Genomic DNA, 19106 nt, shown 5'->3' on the forward strand with positions numbered 1-19106 from the left:
GACGCGGCGATTTCAAGGCCGCCAGCGTTCTTTGACGGGAGATCGCCAAGCAAGGTCCTGCGGACCTTTTCGCAGCCTCGCCAAGGCTCGACAGCGGCTACAGTACCCCCTGGCGACCCTGTAGCCGCTGCCGCAGGCTGCGTACGGCTGCGCAGCAGACGCGGCGATTTCAAGGCCGCCAGCGGTCTTTGACAGGAGATCGCCAAGCAAGGTCCTGCGGACCTTTTCGCAGCCTCGCTAAGGCTCGACAGCGGCTACAGTACCCCCTGGCGACCCTGGAGCCGCTGCCGCAGGCTGCGTGGCAGACGCGGCGATTTCAAGGCCGCCAGCGGTCTTTGACGGGAGATCGCCAAGCAGGGTCCTGCGGGCCTTTTCGCAGCTTCGCCAAGGCTCAGCAGCGGCTACAGGGCAACAATTCCATAGGTCCATAGGTCCATAGGTCCATAGGTCCACAGGCCAATGCCGATCGGGGCAAGGTGGTTTCGGAAGCGGGCTGGAAGGTCGCTGGAACGGTGTTTAGTCGCTTTCTTTTGTAAGGCAAATCCGAGAAACTGCGGGCCGCTTGAATGCGCCTGGTGGGCGGGCTAGGGTTCCGGAGCCATCGCCCAATCGATGGCTCGGATGTGCAAGTCCGACCGTTACCAGACGCATAAGCGCTCAGTCATGCCTGAGCGATTTCATGTTCGCCGTGTTATGGCGGCCGTGCGCGGGAGGTCTTCGGATCTGCCGGGGTTCTGGTAACTCGGTCTTGCACACCCGCGTACGGCTGCCACCTTATTCGTGTGCAAGCGAACGGTGTCAGCTCCTTGTCATTACCAGGAGTTTGACCATGAAAAAGCTCGTCCCCGATCCCCCCACGTCCTATCGCGATCCCGCCCTGAAGGAAGCCAACGCCACCCTGCGCGTGGCCCTGGCCCGGCAACCGCTGGACCCCGCGCTGTTCCAGCTCACGACCCAAGCCAAAGCCGTTTCCCCCGACTCGCTGTTCAGCGTGCGCGAAGGCGTCAGCGCCGAAGAGGCCCTGGTGCATGTGGCGTTGTTGCTCAAATGTGCTGAAGAGGTCTGCGATGAAATTACCCAGCAGGGCAGCGGCCTGGAGCGCGGGCTGATCTGGTCCATGGTGCATTCGGTGGAGATGGCCCGCGCGGTGGTGGAGGCCTTGCTCGACGGCCAGCGCGGGCCGTGAATCCGGGCATTTCCTGATACGTTTTTGTCGCCCCGGTCCGATTGACTGAGCCTGGTTCACGGCACAGTCTGTCGGACCTTTTTCGTCATTCCCTACAGGAGCTAGCCGATGCCTTTCGCGACCATCGATGGACAACCGTTGCACTACCTTGACCAGGGCCAGGGGCCGGTGGTGTTCCTGGCCGGCAGTTATTTGTGGGACACCAGCATGTGGGCGCCGCAGATCGAGGCGTTGTCGGCGCAGTACCGGGTGATTGCGGTGGACCTGTGGGGCCATGGCCAGTCCGGGGCGCTGCCGGCAGGCACCGCGTCGCTGGACGATGTGGCGCGGCAGATGCTGGCCTTGCTCGATCATTTGCACATCGAGCGGGTGACGTTGGTGGGCTTGTCGGTGGGCGGCATGTGGGGTGCACGTCTGGCCCTGGCGGCGCCGCAGCGCATCGACGGTCTGGTGCTGATGGACACCTACCTGGGGGCCGAGCCGGAGCCGACCCGGCAATACTACTTTTCCCTGTTCCAGCAGATCGAGGACAGCGGCCTGATCGCCGAAGCGCTGCTGGATATCGTGGTGCCGATCTTCTTCCGCTCGGGTATCGATCGGCAGTCGGCGCTGTATCAGGATTTTCGTGCCAGCCTCGCGGCGCTGCCGGCCGAGCGTTTGCGCGCGAGCGTGATTCCCATGGGGCGCATCACCTTCAGCCGGGCGGATGTGCTGGAGCAGTTGCAGCACCTGGATGGGCCGAACACCTTGCTGCTGTGTGGCGACCAGGACCAGCCGCGGCCACCGGCGGAAACCATCGAGATGGCCGAGCGCATTGGCTGCCCTTATCAGCTGGTGCCCGAGGCCGGGCATATTTCCAACCGTGAGAATCCGGAATTCGTGACCCGGGCCTTGCTGGCGTTTTTACAGCGCCACGGTTGAAGCCCGATTCTTCCGTTGCAGGAGCTGGCTTGTCAGCGAAGGGGCCTGCAAGTCAGGCGCCCATCGCAAGGACGCTTTCGCCGGCAAGCCGGCTCCTACAGAGGCTGCACAATGGCGAGGTGTTCACCTGCTGTCGTAGGAGCTGGCTTGCCAGCGAAGGGGCCCGCAAGCCAGGCGCCCGTCGCAAGGACGCCTTCGTCGGCAAGCCGGCTCCTACAGGGGCGGGGATTTATTTCGGGCCGAAAATCTGCGTCAGCTTGCCCGGGGCCGGGGCGCCTTGCTGTTGTTGCAGTTCGCCCTTGTCGTCGAGGTAGAAGATCGCCGGGGTCGCCGACAGCTCCAGTTCCTCCATCAGCTTCATGTTGGCGTCGAGCTTGGCCTGCACCGCCGCTGGAATGCTCGCCAGGGGTTTCAGGGCGCTGGCCTTGCCGGCTTTCTCGTGGTCCTGCAGGGCCTGTTGCGGGTCCTTGGCGGCCAGCAGGGCGGCGGATTTGCCCGGGCTGTCTTCGCGGATGATGCCCACCATGATGTGCCGCAATTGCACCTTGCCGGCGTTCACCCAGGGCCGCGCCTGTTGCCAGAACATGTTGCAGTAGGGGCAGTTGGGGTCGCTGAACAGGTAGACGATGCGCGGCGCATCAGCCTTGCCGTCGGCGATCCAGTTGCTCTTGTCCAGGTTGTTCCAGACTTCCTTGGCCATCGGTGCGTAGACCAGTTTCTGCAGCGGCTCGGCGCTGAGGTCCTTGCCGTCGGCGTCGTACAGGTTGCCCAGCAGCACGTGCTTGCCGTCCGGGGTCAGGTACAGGGCCATGCCACGGTTCTGGTACTGCGCGGCGTAGCCCTTGAGGCCATCCGGGGCATCGAAGCTGCCGAGGATCTTGGCGCCTTTTTCTTCGATCTTGCGGATCGGTGCGGGCAGTTCTTCGGCGTGCAGCAGCGGCGCGCTGAGCAGGGCTGCGCCCAAGGACAGGCTCAGCAGGTGGCGGATGAAGGGCATGGCAGTTTCCTTGCAGGGGCGACCGGGGTCGGATGGGCGTCGTCGAAGTTTTCCAGGGCACGGGCCAGGCTGGCTTCCGAGAGTTCACCCAGGTGACTGCTCAGCAGGCGGCCGTCGGCGCTGTAGAACAGTGTAGTGGGCAGGGCCATGGAGCCCACGGCCTGGCCCAGGCGGCCGCCGCTGTCGAACAGCACGTTGTTCAGGTTCAGTTCCTGGGTGGCGAGGAAGGTGGCCACGCTTTGCATGCTTTCGCCCTGGTTGACGAACAGGAAGGTCAGGTCCGGACGTTGCTGCTGGGCGCGCTCCAGGACCGGCATTTCTCGCCGGCACGGCGGGCACCAGGTGGCCCAGAGGTTGATCACCAGTGGCCCACCCTGGTAGTCGGTGAGCTGCACGGTGTCGCCTGTGGCATTGCGCAGGGGCATTTCCGGCAGGCGGGTGCCCTGGTCGTAGAGCGTCAGGGACAGGCTGGCCAGCAGCCAGAAGGCCAGGCCGCTGGCGATACCGGCGCCCAGCGGGCGGCGCAGCGGTGGGCGTTTCCAGCCCCAGGCCAGGGCCGCCAGGAGCATGAAGATGACCCCCGGCCAGGCCAGGAAGCCGCCGTCGCGCAGGTCGATGATCAGCCACAGGTTGTGCTGGTAGTGCTTCCAGTAAGCGATGACGAAGCAGATCCGCGCCGCGAGCATGCCCAGCAGGAACAGCATGAACAGCACCGATTCCGGGTTGTCGCCGCCGCGCTTGGCCACCCGCCAGCCCACCAGGGTGGCCAGGGCCAGGGCACTGATCAGCAGCAGGTGGTTGAGGGCGATGGCGAAGGTGCCGATGGTAAAGGTCAGCATCAACGGGCTTCCCGGGTCTGGGTCCAGCGTTGCAGGAAGGTGTTGGCATCCACTTCACCGGTGATGCGCTGGCTGCGGCGTTCGCTGCCGTCCGGGCCGATCCACAGCATGCTCGGTGGCCCCGGCACTTTGTAGCGGCCCAGCAGTTCGCGGCCGTCGGCGTTGTCCAGGGTCACGTCCAGGCGCAGCAGGCGCACGTCCTTCAGGGCGTCGAGGACTTGGGGCTGGCCGAACACGGTTTTCTCCATGATCTTGCAGGACACGCACCAGTCGGCGTAGTAGTCCAGCAGCACCCATTGGCCCTGGGCCTGGGCGCTGTCCAGGGCACGTTGCAGTTCCGCGGGCGACTTGACGGTGGTGAAGGCATCGTGGGCGGTGGCGCTGCTGGCCACGCTGCCACCGCTGTAGACCTTCAGCGGTCGCCACAGGTCATCGCTGCCACCGGCGGCGCCCACCAGCAGCACGCTGCCCCACAGGCCGAACAGCACGGCGGCGGCGCCGAACAGGTGCAGCAGGCGCCCGGCGATGGCCCGTTGCTGCCAGGCGCAGTAGGCCAGTACCAGGGCCAGGGCGCCCCACAGACCGATCCACAGGCTGGTGTCGAGCACCGGGCGCAACATATAGATAGCGGTGCCCAGGAACAGGAAGCCGAACACGCCCTTGAGCAGGTTCATCCAGGGCCCCGGCTTGGGCAGGAAGCGGTTGCCCAGGGTCACCAGCAACAGCAGCGGCAGGCCGATGCCCAGGCCCAGGGCGAACAGCGCCAGGCCGCCAAACAGGGCGTTGCCGGTCTGGGCGATGTACAGCAGGCCACCGGCCAGGGGCGCGGTCATGCACGGACCCACCAACAGCGCCGACAGCGCGCCGAGAGCGCCACAGCCGATCAGGCTGCCGCCCTGGCGCTGGCGGCTGGCGCCCTCCAGGCGGTCGCGCAGAAACGCCGGCATTTGCAGTTCAAAGAAGCCGAACATCGGCAGCGCCAGCAGCACGAACAGCGCGGCGAAGCTGCCCAGCACCCAGGGCTGTTGCAACCAGGCCTGCAGGTTGCTGCCCAGCAGGGCGGCGATCACCCCCATGCCGGCATACACCAGGGCCATGCACAGCACGTAGCTGGAGGCCAGGGCCAGGCCCCGGCGCGGGCTGGCGCCGCTGCCGACCACGATCCCCGCGAGGATCGGCAGCATCGGCAGTGAGCAAGGGGCGAAGGCCAGCAGCAGGCCGAAGCCGAAGAAGGCCAGCAGACCCAGGCCCCAGGATTTTTGTTGCAGGTCGTTGGCCAGCAGTTGGTCCTGGGCCGTGCCGTTGCCGGTTGCGGCGCTGTTGCCGGCGGCAACAGCGGGGGCGCCCCCCAGGTTGACTTCCAGGGTCTGTGGCGGGTAGCACAGGCCGGCATCGGCGCAGCCCTGCCAGCCCAGCTTGACCTTGCCGCTGGCGGCTGCCGGCAGCTTCACTTCCAGGCCCTGGCGATACACCGTCTGTTCGCCGAAGAACTCGTCGCTGTGGTGTTCGCCGTCCGGTAGGGCCGGCTGATGGTCCTGGGCCAGGCCGTCGAACTTCAGGCGTTTCTGGTACAGGTAGTAGCCGTCGGCAATCTGCCAGAACAGCTGGGTTTCCCCAGAAGGCAGGCGCTCGGAGGTGAAGGTGAAGGCCTTGTCCACCGGCAGGAAGTCGGGCTTGACCTCGAACGGATTGTTGCTGGCTTCTGCCAGGGTGGTGAACAGCATAAACAGCAAAATGAGCAATCGACGCATGGTCAAGCCTTAAACCGGTGCAAGTGGGATGCACAATGGCGGGTCCTGATTAACCGATGATTAACCATACTTGGGTTGTTGCACGGCAGTGGCGGGCATAATGTCCGCTTAATCCGCCGCCTGTCTAATCAACGCCTTTGTTACAGGACCGACCATGCACGTACTTGTCTGTGAAGATGATGAGCTGATTGCCAGCGGAATAGTCGCCGGCCTCACGGCCCAGGGCCTGACGGTCGAGCATGTGGCCTCTGCCTCGGCGGCGCGGGCCATGCTCGGCGTGGCCGATTTCGACGTGATGGTACTGGACTTGGGCCTGCCGGATGAAGATGGTTTGAAGTTGCTCAAGCAACAGCGCCAGCAGGGCCTGGAGATTCCGGTGCTGATCCTCACCGCCCGCGACTCGGTGACCGATCGGGTCGACGGCCTGCAGGCCGGGGCCGACGATTACCTGCTCAAGCCCTTCGACCTGCGGGAACTGGCGGCGCGTCTGCATACCCTGTTGCGCCGGGTGGCGGGGCGCAGTGTCAACCTGATCGAACACGGACGCCTGACCTACGACCCCAGCACCCGGGAAACCCGCCTGGGCGGCGAGCCGGTGGACCTGTCCCGGCGCGAACAGGCGCTGCTCCAGGCCCTGCTGCACAACCGCGGCCGGGTGCTGTCCAGCGAACAGCTCAAGGACAGCGTCTACGGGTTCAACGATGAGCTGGAAAGCAACGCCCTCAACGTGCACATCCACCACCTGCGACGCAAACTGGGCAACGGCATCGTCGAGACGGTGCGCGGCCTGGGCTATCGCCTGGGGCCGGCCGATGGCCAGGAGAAGTCCTAAGTGAGGAGCCTGCGCCTGCGCCTGAGCGTGACCCTGGGCGCCGCCTTCATTCTGATCTGGACCCTGGCCGCGGCCTGGATGCTCAGCGATCTGCGCAATCAGATGATGTTCTCCCTGGACCAACGCCTGGTGGCGTCGGCGCGCATGGTGGCCGGCCTGCTGGAACAGATGCCGGCGTTGCCTTCCGACACCCACGCCCATCCCATTGCCAGCGCGGCCTTGACCATTCCCGGGGGCATGGCCTGTCAGGTCAGCTCCCTGCGCGGGCAGGTCCTGGCCCGCAGCCACAGCACGCCTGAACACACCCTGGAAGCCGAGAAGCTGGGCTTTCACGACCAGATGATCGACGGCGCGCCCTGGCGCACCTTCACCCTGGTGCGCGGCGATCTGCGCATTACCACCGCCGACCGCCAGGTGGAGCGCGAGGCCCTGAACATGTCGGTGCTGCTGGCCGCTTCGGTGCCGGTGGGGGTGGCCCTGCTGGGTTGCCTGTGGCTGTTGTGGCTGGGCATCGGCCAGAGCCTGGCGCCGTTGAACCGGATTCGCGACGCGCTGATGCGCCGCAGCGCCGACTCCCTGGAGCCGTTGCAGATCCAGCCCATGCCCAGCGAATTGCGGCCGCTGGTGGACACCCAGAACCAGCTGTTCCAGCGCATCGCCAAGACCATCGAACGCGAACGCCGGCTGACCGGCGACGCCGCCCATGAGCTGCGCAGCCCGCTGACCGCGATCAAGACTCACCTGCAGGTGGCGCGCATGACCGACGGCGCGGCCCGGGATCAATCCCTGGCCCGGGCCGAGGAGGGCGCCGACCGCCTGCACCGGACCCTGGAGCAACTGCTGTTGCTGGCTCGGGTCGAGGGCAGCCTGTCGTTCGATGACGGCGTGCACTGCAATGCCGAGCAAGTGGTTCGCCTGGCAATCCAGGATGCCGCCGTGGGCGCCCGGCAGCGGGTCAAGGTGCACCTGGGAGAGCACGCCGCCGAGGCCCCGGTGGCCATGCCCTCGACCCTGGCGATTGCCGCCTTGCGCAACCTGTTGGACAACGCCCTGCGCCACACCCCGCAAGACTGCCCGGTGGAGTTGAACCTGGAGCTGGTGGCCGGTCGCCTGCGTTTCCAGGTGCGTGACCATGGCCCGGGGATTGCCCAGGAAGACCTGCAGCACCTGACCCAGCGCTTCTGGCGCAACAGCCAGAGCACGGGGTGCGGACTGGGCCTGGCGATTGTCCAGGCCATCGTCCAGCGCTGCGGCTGCGAGCTGAACTTCGACAGCCGTCCTGACGGCCTGCGGGTCGAACTGACCCTGCCTGCCCACCCCGCCTGACCCATCACCGCCCGCCGCAGGCGCTGGCTTGCCAGCGAAGGGGTCCTTGAAACCGCCTTCGCCAGCAAGCGGACTCCTACAGGGCCTTGTACGTTCCGCCTGCCCGCCGCAGGAGCTGGCTTGCCAGCGAAGAGGCCCCTGAGATCGCCTTCGCCAGCAAGTTGGCTCCTACGGGGCGGTATATGCAATTTCCTCGTCCTGGGGTGTAAATCCCGACCGCGCTGATGCGTTTTTAGAACAGGAAAACCTGTCAGTGCGCACCCGCGCTTGGGCTGCGCATCCGGCCGGTGGTCGTTTTGCTCAAATTGCAGCGCGAGGGTTCGAGACATGTCAGCCGTTACCAGCCTTATGGACGATCAGCCGGTGGGCCTTGCTCCCGCCCCGGCCGAGGCGCTTTACCAGTTCGAGGAGTCGCCCCTGCTGGCCCGTCAGAGCCGTCAGGAATCCAATGCCCGCAGCTATCCGCGGCGCATTCCCCTGGCCCTGAAGCGGGCCAGTGGCATTCATGTCGAGGATGTCGAAGGCCGGCGTTTCATCGATTGCCTGGCCGGGGCCGGGACCCTGGCCCTGGGCCACAACCACCCGGAGGTGATCGCCGCGATCCAGCAGGTGCTGGCCGATGAACTGCCGCTGTTGACCCTGGACCTGACCACCCCGGTCAAGGACCAGTTCGTCCAGGACCTGTTCGGCCTGTTGCCCGAGGCCCTGGCCGCCGAAGCCAAGATCCAGTTCTGCGGCCCCACCGGCACTGATGCCGTGGAAGCCGCGCTGAAGCTGGTGCGCACCGCCACCGGACGCAGCACCGTGCTGTCGTTCCAGGGCGGGTACCACGGCATGAGCCAGGGCGCGCTGAGCCTGATGGGCAGCCTGGGGCCCAAGCGTGCGTTGGCGGGACTCTTGAACAACGGTGTGCAGTTCCTGCCCTTTCCCTATGACTACCGCTGCCCGTTCGGACTGGGGGGCGCCGAGGGGGTCAAGGTCAACCTGCATTACCTGGAAAACCTGCTGAGCGATCCTGAAGCGGGCGTGGCCCTGCCGGCGGCGGTCATCGTCGAGGCGGTGCAGGGCGAGGGCGGGGTGATCCCGGCGGACCTGGACTGGCTGCGAGGGTTGCGGCGCATCACCGAGCAGGCCGGGGTGGCGCTGATCGTCGATGAAATCCAGAGCGGCTTCGGTCGCACCGGCAAGATGTTCGCCTTCGAGCACGCCGGGATCATTCCGGATGTGGTGGTGATGTCCAAGGCCATCGGCGGCAGCCTGCCGCTGGCGGTGATGGTCTATCGCGACTGGCTCGACACCTGGCAGCCGGGGGCACACGCCGGGACCTTCCGCGGCAATCAGATGGCCATGGCCACCGGTTCCGCGGTGATGCGCTACCTCAAGCAGCACCGTCTGCCCGAGCACGCGGCGGCCATGGGCGAGCGCTTGCGCGAGCACCTGCTGATCCTGCAGTGGGACTTCCCGCAACTGGGGGATGTCCGTGGCCGTGGCCTGATGCTTGGCGTCGAGCTGGTGGACCCGGCCGGCGCCCCGGATGCCCAGGGCCATCCGCCGCAACATTTGCGCCTGGCGCCGCTGGTGCAGCGTGAATGCCTCAAGCGCGGCCTGATCCTCGAACTGGGCGGGCGCCATGGCAGCGTGGTGCGCTTCCTGCCGCCGCTGATCATCAGCGCGGCGCAGATCGATCAGGTGGCGGACATCTTCAGCAAGGCAGTGGCTGCCGCGGTGGCCAGCCTCTAATTTTTCTCGGCCCTGGTTCGTTCCTTCTACACAACTGCCACGCCTGGGGCGCGGCACACCTTATTAACGACGGAGACAAGCAATGACTTCAGTATTCGACCGTGAGGACATCCTGTTCCAGGTGGTGGTCAACCACGAAGAGCAATACTCGATCTGGCCCGACTACAAGGCCGTGCCCCAGGGCTGGCGCACTGTGGGCAAGAGCGGCTTCAAGAAAGAGTGCCTGGCCTACATCGAAGAAGTCTGGACCGACATGCGGCCCCTGAGCCTGCGCCAGAAGATGGACCAGCAGGCCGTGGCCGGCTGATCTGCAAGGCCTGTAGCCGCTGCTGAGCCTGCGAAGCTGCGCAAAGGGCCGCAGGCCCTTTTGCGTTCTCAAAAGCAGCGCCTCCTGCGGAGTCGTTCGCAGCCTGCGGCAGCGGCTACAAAAACCGGATCGAGATTGTTGTGTAGCCGCTGCTGAGCCACGGCGAAGCTGCGCCAAGGACCGCAGGCCCTTTTGCGTTCTCAAGAGCAGCGCCTCCTGTGGAGTCGTTCGCAGCCTGCGGCAGCGGCTACAAAAAACCGGATCGAGATTGTTGTGTAGCCGCTGCTGAGCCACGGCGAAGCTGCGCAAAGGACCGCAGGCCCTTCAGCGTTCTCAAGAGCAGCGCCTCCTGCGGAGCCGTTCGCAGCCTGCGGCAGCGGCTACAAAAAACCGGATCGAGATTGTTGTGTAGCCGCTGCTGAGCCACGGCGAAGCTGCGCCAAGGGCCGCAGGCCCTTCAGCGATCTCAAGAGCAGCGCCTCCTGCGGAGCCGTTCGCAGCCTGCGGCAGCGGCTACAAAGGCGCTGGCGTCTTGAGCTTGGTGGTTTTTCATGCCGGGCGATCAGGCCAGGCGCTTGACGGCTTGCAGGGTGTAGCTCAGTGGCAGGCGCCATGGCGCTTCCTTGAGTCGCCATTCGCCGCGTTCATCCACCACCATCTGCCCGGGCAGGGCCTCCCAGGGAATGCTCTGGTGTTCCACCAGCCCGGTGATTTCCAGGCCTTGGGCCAGCAAGGCGCTGATGATTTCCCCCAGGCCGTGATTCCACTCGTGGGTCACCGTGGCCTTGAGGCTGCTGTCGGTTTCCACGTACGTGGCGTCATCGTCCCAGACCAGCGGCTCGCTGCGTTCGAAGTAGGGAAACGCCACTTGCAGCGAGTCGCTGTGACCCTCATCCAGGGCCCAGAGCATTGGATGCCCCTCGCGGATAAACAGCCGGCCACCGGGCTTGAGCAGGGCGCCGACGGTCTGTGCCCAGCGCTCGATGCTCGGCAGCCAGCACAGCGCGCCGATGCCGGTGTAGACCAGATCGAAGCTGCCCTTGGGCAGCACCTCGGCGGCCAGGAACACGTCCGACTCGTGGTAGTCGATGGGCGTATGGCAGCGCTGGGCCAGGGTCCGGGCTTCAGCCAGGGACGCCGAGGAAAAATCCAACCCGCTCATCTGCGCGCCAAGGCGGGCCAGGGACAGGGTGTCGGTGCCGATATGGCATTGCAGATGCACGCCGCGCAGGCCCTGGATGTCGCCCAAGAGAGGACGGTCGAACTGCACCACGTCGGAGAGAAACTGCGGGTCATCGACAAAGCGCTGCACCGCGTAGTCTGCCGAGGCGGCGTGCAAGGGCGCGCGTTCGTCCCAATTGGTCTTATTGAGTGTCAGGTATTCGCTCATGGCCTGGTCTTCCTGTCTGGGCATTGTTGCGACGCGCAGACTAGCACCGGGAAATGACCGCAATCTTGAGCAAATATGTAAGCGGCACCGTTCCCCTGACCCCGACTGTAGCCGCTGCTGAGCCATGGCGAAGCTGCGCAAAGGTCCGCAGGACCTTGCTTGGCGATTGTCTGTCGAGCGCCGCGTCCCTGCGCCGGAGTGCCGCCCAGGCCTTCGCAGCCTGCGGCAGCGGCTACAAAATTCCGGATCGAGATGGGTGCTGTAGCCGCTGCTGAGCCATGGCGAAGCTGCGCAAAGGTCCGCAGGACCTTGCTTGGCGATTGTCTGTCGAGCACCGCGTCCCTGCGCAGGAGTACCGCCCAGGCCGCTCGCAGCCTGCGGCAGCGGCTACAAAAGTCCGGATCGAGATGGGTGCTGTAGCCGCTGCTGAGCCATGGCGAAGCTGCGCAAAGGTCCGCAGGACCTTGCTTGGCGATTGTCTGTCGAACACCGCGTCCCTGCGCAGGAGTACCGCCCAGGCCTTCGCAGCCTGCGGCAGCGGCTACAAGGCCAGGGCCTGGGTGACTTTCTGCAGGTTGCCTTCCAGTTCGTCGAGCGGGTCGGCGCCGTCGGTTTCAAGGACCAGCAACTGGCTGCCACCGGCGCTGATGGCGGCTTTCAGTGCCTCGGACGGCTGGCGGTGGTGCAGGACCAGGGCCACGTCGTTGTCCTTGAGCCGGGCTTGCAGCTTCTGCAAGGCTTCGGGCGTCCATTCGTTGTCGGCGCGGGCGTCGACTTCCACCAGCTCCAGGTTCAGGCCGCTGACCAGATAGCCAAAGTGCTCGGAGAGGCTCAGCACGCTGAGGTTGTCGGCCTCGGCCAGGCGCGCTTCGCTGTCGGCGCTGAGTTTGAGCAGGCGTTGTTTGATTCCCGCCAGGTTGCGCTCGATCTGCGGCTTGGCTTCGGGGGTCAGGCGTGCCAGGTCGGCGGCGAGCACATCCGCCATGCGCCCCAGGTTGTTGCTGGACAGCCAGGGCTGGGCGTTGAGCCCGTCGCTCTTGCCCGGTTGCAGGGCCACCCCGGGCAGGGCGCCATCCACCGGGCGGGCGGCATCGATCTCGACGATGCGGATATTGCTGCGCCGGGCGTTGGGGTACAGCGGGTCGTCCGGCCAGATCGAGCGCAGACCGATCACCGCGTCGGCATCCAGCGCCAGCTTGCTCAGAGCCGGGGCACCGCGCCCGGTGAAATAGGCGGTCTGCCGCGAGCCGGGAAGATTGGCCGGGGCCGCCCGTTCCAACTTGACGTGGGTGCCCTGCAGCAGGATCTGCCCCAGGCCGAAGGTCACTGGCAGCGAGGCCAGCACCGTCAGCGGTTTTTGCGAGGCGGCGCTGTGCAGCGCGGTATTGCCCATGCCGTGGCTGGCCACCACGCGCATCGGTTCGAAGTGGTCGCGCTCGGCCAGGGCCGGGCTGCTGATCAGGCCGCCGAGGATCAGGGCCAGGCTCAGTTGAGGCAGTGACAAGTGACGCAGTGAACTGTGCATTTATCCGATATTCCCTTTCAGGCTGGGGACGGTGCCGCGGGCGATGGCAGCCAGGGCGAAGGCCACGCCGGCCACCAGGATGATGGCCGCGCCGGAGGGCACCGGCAGGTCGAAGACGATGGGCAGCAAGATGCCGCACAGGGTGCTGACGGTGGCGATGCTCACCGAGATCCAGAAAAAGCCCTTGAGCGACTGGCTGAGCAGGCGGGCCGCTGCGGCCGGAATCACCAGCAGCGCGCCCACCAGGATGGCGCCGATGACCTTGACCGCGGCCACGGTGATCAGGGTCACCAGGATCACGAACAGGTAGTCCAGGGTCTTCACCGCCACTCCGCGCACGGCCGCCAGCTGCGGGTTGAAGCTGGCCAGCATGATGCGGTTGTACAGCGGCAGGCTCAGGCCCAGCACCAGGGCGCCGACGATCAACAGCACCAAGAGGTCGTTACCGTTGACCGTGAGCACCGAGCCGAACAGCACGTTTTCCAGGATGTGCACGTTGATCTTGCCGGCCAGGATCAGCAGCAGGCTGGCGCCCAGGGCCAGGGACACCGAGAGAAACACCCCGATCAGGGTGTCCGGAGCCAGCCCGGTGCGGTTGCGCAGGTAGTTGAGGAGGATGCCGAACAGCAGGCAATAGCCGAACAGGCTGCCGTAGGGGCCGGTGTAGGGTTCGCCCAGCAGGATACCGATGGCCACACCGGTCAGCGCCGCATGGCCCACGGCTTCAGAGAAGAAGGCGAAGCGCTTGACCACCACCAGCGTGCCCAGGCCGCCGAGCACCGGGCCGATCAGCAGGCCGGCCAGCAGCGCATTGACCACAAAGCCGTAGGCCAGGGCTTCGGGCAGGTAGCCGGCCGAGGCCCAGCCCTGGACCATCAGGCGAAAAGTTTCATAAGTCATCAGGCGGTACTCCTCAGACAACGGCAGCGCCGGCTCGTGGATGGGTGGAGAACAGACTGAGCAGGCGCTCCGGGGTCAGGGTCTGTTGCGCCGGACCGTCGAACAGCACCCGGCGGTTGAGGCCGGTGACTCGGTCCGCCAGGCGACCCACCGCCTCAAGGTCGTGCTCGATCCACAGCAGGGTGATGCCGCTCTGGCGCCAGTCGTGGAGCAGGCGTTCGAAGACCTGGATCCCGGCTTCGTCCAGGGCCGACATCGGTTCGTCCAGCACCAGCAGTTGCGGGGCCGGGATCAGGCCCTGGGCCAGCAGCACGCGCTGGTGTTCACCCCCGGACAGGGCGCCCATGCGCCGTTTGCGCTTGTCCTGCATGCCGACCCGTTCCAGGGCTTCGCCAATTGCCTGGGCGTAATGCCGGCTCAGGCCAAGGAAGGCCGGGCGCCGCTGGCACATGGCGGCCATGAAATCGTCCACGGTCATCGGCAGGCCACGGTCGAACTCCAGGGCCTGGGGCACGTAGCCGATGGTGCCGGGGGCGCCGGGCCATTGCAGGCGCAGTTGGCCCTGGTGCGGCATCTGCCCCAGCAGGGTCTTGATCAGCGAACTCTTGCCGCCGCCGTTGGGGCCCACCAGTGCGTGCACGCTGCCGGGCTGCACCTGGAAGGTCACGCGGTCGAGGATGGTGGTGCGGCCCAGGGTCAGGCTGACCTGGTCGAACTCGATGGCCGGGCCGCGCAGCAGGGTTTCGATGGCGGTCATGCCCCGGCCTCCTGGATGGCCCGGACCACGGTGTCGAGGTTGCCTTTCATTTCCTTCTCGTATTTGTCGGCGCTGTAGTCGCCGTAGGAAATGTGCGACAGCGGGTAGAGCTTGACCCCGGATTCGCGCTGGATGGTCTCGACGTAGGTGGAGGGGAAGTCCATCTCCGAGAAGATCACCTTGACGTCCAGTTCCCGCAGTTGGTCGATGGTCTTCTTCAACTGGCTGGGGCTGGGCTCGATGCCGTGGGCCGGTTCCACCACCGCGGTGACTTGCAGGCCGAACTCACGCAGCAGGTAGTCGTAGGCCGCGTGTACCGTGGCCACCCGCAGGTCGGCGTTGGGCGCCTGGGTCAGCTTGGCCAGGGCGTCGGCGCGCATCTGCCGCAGGCGCTTGCCGTAGGCCCGAGCGTTCTGGGTGTAGGTCTTGGCGTTGGCCGGGTCCATCTTGCCCAGCTCCCGGGCGATGTTGTTGACCTGGGCGATGGAGGCGCTGATGGACAGGAAGGTGTGCGGGTTGACCACTTTGCCGGCGCCCCGGGCGGCGACGCCGGTGGCGGCCAGCAGCGGCACGTTCTCGTTGGCTTCGATCACCGGGATGTCCGGGCGCTCGCTGGCGGCGATCATGCGGTCGGCGAAGTCATCGTGGCCCACGCCGTTGAGCACGATCACGTCCAGGCTGCCGATGCGCTTGATGTCCTCGGCCCGGGGCTCGTAGGCGTGGGGGTTGAAGCCGGCGGGAATCAGCGGCACCACCTCGGCCTTGTCGCCGACAATGTTCGCTACGTAGCTGTAATAAGGGTGCAGGGTGATACCGATGCGCAGGCGCTTGGCCGGGTCGGCGCTGACCAGGGGGCTGAGCACCAGGGCCAGCAGGCTGACCAGCAGCACCCGCAGGAATGGGCGGCGTTGCGATGAAATGGGCATGGCTAGCGTTCTTCTCTCGGGTGAATGCAAAAAGATCAGTGACGATGCTGGCGAGTTACCCCGGCATCGAATTGCGCGACCACCTGTTGCCAGCCGGCGGCGGCCAGCGTCGCGTCGCTGAGATCGACCGGCACGGCGACGGATGGGGCGCGGTTGAGCCAGATGTCCACCTTGGCCTGATTCTCGGTGTCCAGGCGCATCAGGAAGGAGCCGGCCACTTGCGGGTTCTGGCTCAGGCCCAGGTAGGCCTGGTCCTTCAATTGCCAGGCATGGCCGCCGCGACTCACCGAGCTGGCGTCCTGGGCGAAGGGGGCGAAGCCTTCCTCGGCCAGTTGCTCCGGGCTCGGCAGCGTCTGGCTTTCGGCCTGCAGCAGATGGATCTCGTCGAGGGTCACTCGCAGGTCGGCGTAGATGCCCTGTTCGCCGGCGCTCAGATCGCGGCGGGCGTCGAGCTGGTGGCTGGCGACGCTGGCGGTTTCGACTGTTTCGCCGCGCCACAGCACCACGCTGCCGGCGACACACAGAATCAGCAGGCACAGCAACAGGACGTAGAGGGTTTCGTGACCGGCGCCGGCGGGGCGCACGACCTGGGTGGTGGCAGGAGTCATGGGGTCTCGATATCCGCTTGGTCGATCTCGACCACGTGGCCGGGGCCTGCATCGAACAGCACGTAGAACTCGCTGGAAGGCTTCTTGAAGGTCAGGGTCGAATCACTGCCGAGCTTGCCCGGCACGAGGATGGTTTCGTCGTAGCCGATCACGTCCAGGGTCACTCCCGGCGCGCCGCTGCCGTCGGAAAAACCGCCGGTGCAGCGGATCTGCTCGGCGTCGATGGCCTTGCATTCGCACATCGGGTTGTGGGCCAGGGCGCTGTGGCTGAAGGCTGCGCCCAGCAGCAACAGGGCAGCGGCGCCGAGGCGCCGGGTGGATACTGCGCGAATCATCATTTGCCTCCTTGTTTTTCGAGCCAGGCCACGGTGGCGGGGGATGCCTGGCTCAGGGGAATGGATGCCTGGTGCATGCTGCCGTCCCAGCCTTCCAGGGTGATCCACAGCTCAGCGTCGGCTTTGGTCTTTTCCGGAATCGGCAGGCTGGCCCCCATGCGGTACGGGCTGCCGAAGAAGATCACCCCGGCGGCCCGCAGGCTGCGGGGTTTGCCGATGCGCAGGTAGGTCGCCTTGACCGGTTCGATGCAGGCCTGGCACAGGGCGGCGTTGAAGCTTTTCAGGTAGCCGGCGGGGCCATCGCTGCGGGGCGCTTCGTTGCGCATCTCGGCCAGACGCAGGCTCCAGGGGCCGACCTGGATGTCACCGATCTCCCGTTCCCCCAGGCCGCTGTCGCCGCGAAACAACGAGGCATCGGCGAGGTACTTGGGCATGAAGCCCAGGGGGATCAGCAACAGCAGGATGTTCAGGTGAAAGCGCCATTTATGCCAAAGCCGGCTCAGCTGCGAAGGCGCGGTTGCGCTGTGGGTCTGGCTCACGGGTGGCTCTCCGAAGTTTCGATGCTCATGGCCGGGGTGGGCGTCGGCACGGGTTTGCTCGCGGGACGCGCCCGGGCGGCCTTCTCCTCACGCTTGAGGGCGTTGGCGGTGGCCAGGGCGGTGCGCTTGGTCCAGATCAACAGCCCGCTGAGGACCATCATGCTCAGCACCAGGCCGAAGAAGAACCAGATCAGCTTGACCCAGATCCCGCCAAAATCTCCGGTGTGCAGCGGGCGCATGGACTCGGTGACGAACTCCAGGGTGTTGCGGTCCCCCAGCAGGTGAGAGGTGTCCAGGGAGCCGGTGTAGGGGTTGATGTTGGCGGTCTGGTACATCAGCGGGTACCAGCCACGACCGCCTACGTACAGGTGGCTGTAGGCATTGCTTGGCAGGCTGACGAAGCTGATGTCGAAACCGGGGATCTTCTGGGTGGCGATGCCGATGGCCTGGTCCAGGCCGATCATCGGCGCGGGGCTGCCATCGGTGGTGGTCGGCACCTGCTCCCGGGCGATGACCGGAACAATGGGTTGGCTGGAAATGCTGATGTGGTTGTCGGCGAGCACGGCCTCGATCAGGAACCAGATGCCGGTGATCGAGATCACCGTGATAAACCAGATGGACCAGATGCCGCTCAGGCGGTGGAAGTCGCCCCAGAAGATCCGTGCCCCATGGCGCAGGCGCAGGGTCGGCTTGAGAAAGCCCTTCCAGAACTTCTTGTAGACCACCAGCCCGGTGATCAACGAAATCAGCAGCGGCAGGCCGAGGAACGACACCAGGTACCAACCCCAGCTGTAGCCGTTGGTGAAGGGCACCAGCCACCAGCCATGCAGGGCCCGGGTGAAGCCCTGGAAGTCGAACACTGGGCTGGTGCCCTGGATCGCCCCGGTGTAGGGGTTGACGTACAGCGTTGGGGACCGGCCGTCCGGGTAGCTGACGCTGACACTCAGGGCGAAATGGCTTTCGTCCGGGGTCACGATGGTATCGATGCGGGTGCTGGGGGCGGCCTGCTTGATGGCCGCCACGATCTGGTCGTAATTGAGCGGCTGGGCATCATCGCTGGGTTTACTGGCTCGGATATCCGGATTGGCCAGCCATACGATCTCCTGGCTGACCACCGCCAGGGTGCCGGTGACACAGACGATCAGCACAAAGAACCAGATGGGCAGGGCCAGCCAGCTGTGCACCAGAAACCAGATTTTTGAACGGGACTTCTTCGACATGGAGTGGGCGTCTTGATTCGAGGAATGGAGCGGCACTGGAACCCTGGGCCGAGCCCGGCGCAAAGGTGCCGGGCATAGCCTTGGCCAACGCGGCCTGCTGCATCTAATTAAGACGAATGAGAATCGTAAATCCTGAAAGGCGATATGAAAGTAAATGTTACGAAGCCAGGGAAGCCCCGTAAAAATGGGTTTTTTCCTGGGCTTTGGGTTTGTGCATCAGGGGCGGCTGATCGGTGTAGGCGCTGGCTGGCCAGCGAAGGGGAGCCTGAGATCACCTTCGCCGGCAAGCCGGCTCCTAGGGTCTTGGACGTCAGGGCGGGTCAAAGGGGTTGTTGCTGGAACATTTCCTGCGCCCGCCGGCTGATTTCCTCGGTACTCAGGTCTTCCTTGCGGCTGGCCAGGAACCACACATGGCCGAACGGGTCACGCAGGCTGCCGCTGCGGTCGCCGTAAAACTGGTCCTTGAGCGCCGACACCTCGGTGCCGCCGACGGCCAATGCCCGGGCGAAGCTGCGATCGACATCTTCCACATACAGATGCAGTCCAACCGACGTCTTGTGGCTGTCCGGGCTTTCCATCGGGGTTTCTTCACAGGGGCTGCCGAGCATGATGGCCGAGCCGCCGATGCGCAGTTCGGCATGGCCCACGCTGCCGTCGGGCATCTCCAGGCGCATGGTTTCCACCGCGCCGAAGGCCTGCTTGTAGAACTCGATGGCCTCGGCGGCGCGCTTGATGCCCAAGTAGGGAGTGACGCCGTTGAAGCCTTCGGGAATGGGTTTGACGCTCATCTGGGTTTCTCCTTGATGTTGTTGTTGGAAACGGGTCCGTCGCTGGATCGAGCAGCGTTCACTCTATACCCGGGAACCTTCGGTGCCGGTGTGGGCTGACGAGGTGTCGTCCAGGCAACAGCGACTCACTGTTGGCCCAACAACAGCCCTCCAGCAATTTGTCTGGCGGCCCGCTGGGCAACCGCCAGGAACGGGCTGTAAGCCCTTGAATTCACAGGG

At 65.6% G+C, this 19106-nt stretch carries 19 protein-coding genes; 6 read left to right on the forward strand and 13 right to left on the reverse strand.

All coding sequences use genetic code 11. From position 1 onward, the window contains the following. Positions 1-829 precede the first annotated feature (829 nt). A complete protein-coding gene (locus Q8O96_RS10180; RefSeq protein WP_250329407.1) occupies positions 830-1186 on the forward strand; it encodes a DUF6124 family protein in 357 nt (118 codons plus the stop codon). A gap of 108 nt (positions 1187-1294) precedes the next feature. Next, positions 1295-2107, forward strand: coding sequence for an alpha/beta fold hydrolase (locus Q8O96_RS10185; protein WP_305948738.1), 813 nt, complete (start codon positions 1295-1297; stop codon positions 2105-2107). 229 nt (positions 2108-2336) lie between these two features. Here the strand turns inward: Q8O96_RS10185 and dsbG are convergent, their stop codons facing one another. The 3 genes from dsbG to dsbD are packed head-to-tail and all read right to left on the reverse strand — an operon-like array spanning position 2337 to position 5694. Next, positions 2337-3104 (reverse strand): thiol:disulfide interchange protein DsbG, encoded by a 768-nt coding sequence (gene dsbG / locus Q8O96_RS10190; protein WP_102860955.1) that lies wholly within the window; start codon positions 3102-3104, stop codon positions 2337-2339. Beyond that, the gene (locus Q8O96_RS10195) at positions 3080-3943 is read right to left on the reverse strand and encodes a TlpA disulfide reductase family protein (protein WP_115580610.1); all 864 of its coding nucleotides are present in this window, start codon (positions 3941-3943) and stop codon (positions 3080-3082) included. The genes dsbG and Q8O96_RS10195 overlap by 25 nt, the downstream gene beginning before the upstream one ends. After that, positions 3943-5694 (reverse strand): protein-disulfide reductase DsbD, encoded by a 1752-nt coding sequence (dsbD, locus tag Q8O96_RS10200; protein WP_305948739.1) that lies wholly within the window; start codon positions 5692-5694, stop codon positions 3943-3945. The genes Q8O96_RS10195 and dsbD overlap by 1 nt, the downstream gene beginning before the upstream one ends. Before the next feature lie 154 nt (positions 5695-5848). Between dsbD and Q8O96_RS10205 the strand changes: the two genes are divergently transcribed. The 4 genes from Q8O96_RS10205 (at position 5849) to Q8O96_RS10220 (ending at position 9899) form a co-directional block, all read left to right on the forward strand. Then, the gene (locus Q8O96_RS10205; protein WP_016965114.1) at positions 5849-6526 is read left to right on the forward strand and encodes a response regulator; all 678 of its coding nucleotides are present in this window, start codon (positions 5849-5851) and stop codon (positions 6524-6526) included. Continuing rightward, the gene (locus Q8O96_RS10210; protein WP_060840356.1) at positions 6527-7852 is read left to right on the forward strand and encodes an ATP-binding protein; all 1326 of its coding nucleotides are present in this window, start codon (positions 6527-6529) and stop codon (positions 7850-7852) included. It begins immediately after the preceding gene. Positions 7853-8179: 327 nt separating this feature from the next. After that, positions 8180-9592, forward strand: coding sequence for an aspartate aminotransferase family protein (locus Q8O96_RS10215; RefSeq protein ID WP_305948740.1), 1413 nt, complete (start codon positions 8180-8182; stop codon positions 9590-9592). A gap of 82 nt (positions 9593-9674) precedes the next feature. Further along, a complete protein-coding gene (locus tag Q8O96_RS10220; RefSeq protein ID WP_016965112.1) occupies positions 9675-9899 on the forward strand; it encodes an MbtH family protein in 225 nt (74 codons plus the stop codon). Between the two features lie 562 nt (positions 9900-10461). Here the strand turns inward: Q8O96_RS10220 and Q8O96_RS10225 are convergent. From Q8O96_RS10225 to Q8O96_RS10270, 10 genes are all read right to left on the reverse strand, one after another. Then, the gene (locus Q8O96_RS10225; RefSeq protein ID WP_207166321.1) at positions 10462-11289 is read right to left on the reverse strand and encodes a bifunctional 2-polyprenyl-6-hydroxyphenol methylase/3-demethylubiquinol 3-O-methyltransferase UbiG; all 828 of its coding nucleotides are present in this window, start codon (positions 11287-11289) and stop codon (positions 10462-10464) included. A 541-nt stretch (positions 11290-11830) separates the two neighbouring features. Then, positions 11831-12814: a metal ABC transporter solute-binding protein, Zn/Mn family gene (locus Q8O96_RS10230; RefSeq protein ID WP_305948741.1), complete on the reverse strand. Its 984-nt coding sequence runs from the start codon at positions 12812-12814 to the stop codon at positions 11831-11833. Then, a complete protein-coding gene (locus Q8O96_RS10235; RefSeq protein ID WP_115580605.1) occupies positions 12815-13714 on the reverse strand; it encodes a metal ABC transporter permease in 900 nt (299 codons plus the stop codon). 13 nt (positions 13715-13727) lie between these two features. Beyond that, on the reverse strand, positions 13728-14471 hold the full coding sequence (locus Q8O96_RS10240) for a metal ABC transporter ATP-binding protein (protein ID WP_305948742.1): 744 nt from the start codon (positions 14469-14471) through the stop codon (positions 13728-13730). Further along, positions 14468-15397 carry a metal ABC transporter substrate-binding protein gene (locus Q8O96_RS10245; RefSeq protein WP_102860964.1) on the reverse strand — a complete coding sequence of 310 codons (930 nt, stop codon included), beginning with the start codon at positions 15395-15397 and terminating at the stop codon, positions 14468-14470. The genes Q8O96_RS10240 and Q8O96_RS10245 overlap by 4 nt, the downstream gene beginning before the upstream one ends. Before the next feature lie 35 nt (positions 15398-15432). After that, positions 15433-16005 (reverse strand): DUF6162 family protein, encoded by a 573-nt coding sequence (locus Q8O96_RS10250; RefSeq protein WP_305948743.1) that lies wholly within the window; start codon positions 16003-16005, stop codon positions 15433-15435. After that, positions 16002-16340: a hypothetical protein gene (locus tag Q8O96_RS10255; RefSeq protein ID WP_102860965.1), complete on the reverse strand. Its 339-nt coding sequence runs from the start codon at positions 16338-16340 to the stop codon at positions 16002-16004. The genes Q8O96_RS10250 and Q8O96_RS10255 overlap by 4 nt, the downstream gene beginning before the upstream one ends. Then, positions 16340-16879 carry a thiamine pyrophosphate-binding protein gene (locus Q8O96_RS10260; RefSeq protein WP_305948744.1) on the reverse strand — a complete coding sequence of 180 codons (540 nt, stop codon included), beginning with the start codon at positions 16877-16879 and terminating at the stop codon, positions 16340-16342. Before Q8O96_RS10260 ends, Q8O96_RS10255 begins: the two co-directional genes overlap by 1 nt. Beyond that, on the reverse strand, positions 16876-18099 hold the full coding sequence (locus Q8O96_RS10265) for a PepSY domain-containing protein (protein WP_305948745.1): 1224 nt from the start codon (positions 18097-18099) through the stop codon (positions 16876-16878). Before Q8O96_RS10265 ends, Q8O96_RS10260 begins: the two co-directional genes overlap by 4 nt. Before the next feature lie 320 nt (positions 18100-18419). Beyond that, complete coding sequence (locus Q8O96_RS10270; RefSeq protein WP_102860968.1) at positions 18420-18887, reverse strand: VOC family protein; 468 nt, start codon at positions 18885-18887, stop codon at positions 18420-18422. Positions 18888-19106 lie beyond the last annotated feature (219 nt).

This window comes from Pseudomonas sp. LPH60, from assembly GCF_030718165.1.
In the GTDB taxonomy this organism is placed as follows: domain Bacteria; phylum Pseudomonadota; class Gammaproteobacteria; order Pseudomonadales; family Pseudomonadaceae; genus Aquipseudomonas; species Aquipseudomonas danubii.

Excerpts from the sequence above, each read along its gene's own strand:
- Q8O96_RS10180 (WP_250329407.1), top strand. The coding sequence starts at position 830 with ATGAAAAAGCTCGTCCCCGATCCCCCCACGTCCTATCGCGATCCCGCC.
- Q8O96_RS10185 (WP_305948738.1), top strand. The coding sequence starts at position 1,295 with ATGCCTTTCGCGACCATCGATGGACAACCGTTGCACTACCTTGACCAG.
- dsbG (WP_102860955.1), bottom strand. The coding sequence starts at position 3,104 with ATGCCCTTCATCCGCCACCTGCTGAGCCTGTCCTTGGGCGCAGCCCTG.
- Q8O96_RS10195 (WP_115580610.1), bottom strand. The coding sequence starts at position 3,943 with ATGCTGACCTTTACCATCGGCACCTTCGCCATCGCCCTCAACCACCTG.
- dsbD (WP_305948739.1), bottom strand. The coding sequence starts at position 5,694 with ATGCGTCGATTGCTCATTTTGCTGTTTATGCTGTTCACCACCCTGGCA.
- Q8O96_RS10205 (WP_016965114.1), top strand. The coding sequence starts at position 5,849 with ATGCACGTACTTGTCTGTGAAGATGATGAGCTGATTGCCAGCGGAATA.
- Q8O96_RS10215 (WP_305948740.1), top strand. The coding sequence starts at position 8,180 with ATGTCAGCCGTTACCAGCCTTATGGACGATCAGCCGGTGGGCCTTGCT.
- Q8O96_RS10220 (WP_016965112.1), top strand. The coding sequence starts at position 9,675 with ATGACTTCAGTATTCGACCGTGAGGACATCCTGTTCCAGGTGGTGGTC.
- Q8O96_RS10225 (WP_207166321.1), bottom strand. The coding sequence starts at position 11,289 with ATGAGCGAATACCTGACACTCAATAAGACCAATTGGGACGAACGCGCG.
- Q8O96_RS10230 (WP_305948741.1), bottom strand. The coding sequence starts at position 12,814 with ATGCACAGTTCACTGCGTCACTTGTCACTGCCTCAACTGAGCCTGGCC.
- Q8O96_RS10235 (WP_115580605.1), bottom strand. The coding sequence starts at position 13,714 with ATGACTTATGAAACTTTTCGCCTGATGGTCCAGGGCTGGGCCTCGGCC.
- Q8O96_RS10240 (WP_305948742.1), bottom strand. The coding sequence starts at position 14,471 with ATGACCGCCATCGAAACCCTGCTGCGCGGCCCGGCCATCGAGTTCGAC.
- Q8O96_RS10245 (WP_102860964.1), bottom strand. The coding sequence starts at position 15,397 with ATGCCCATTTCATCGCAACGCCGCCCATTCCTGCGGGTGCTGCTGGTC.
- Q8O96_RS10250 (WP_305948743.1), bottom strand. The coding sequence starts at position 16,005 with ATGACTCCTGCCACCACCCAGGTCGTGCGCCCCGCCGGCGCCGGTCAC.
- Q8O96_RS10255 (WP_102860965.1), bottom strand. The coding sequence starts at position 16,340 with ATGATTCGCGCAGTATCCACCCGGCGCCTCGGCGCCGCTGCCCTGTTG.
- Q8O96_RS10265 (WP_305948745.1), bottom strand. The coding sequence starts at position 18,099 with ATGTCGAAGAAGTCCCGTTCAAAAATCTGGTTTCTGGTGCACAGCTGG.
- Q8O96_RS10270 (WP_102860968.1), bottom strand. The coding sequence starts at position 18,887 with ATGAGCGTCAAACCCATTCCCGAAGGCTTCAACGGCGTCACTCCCTAC.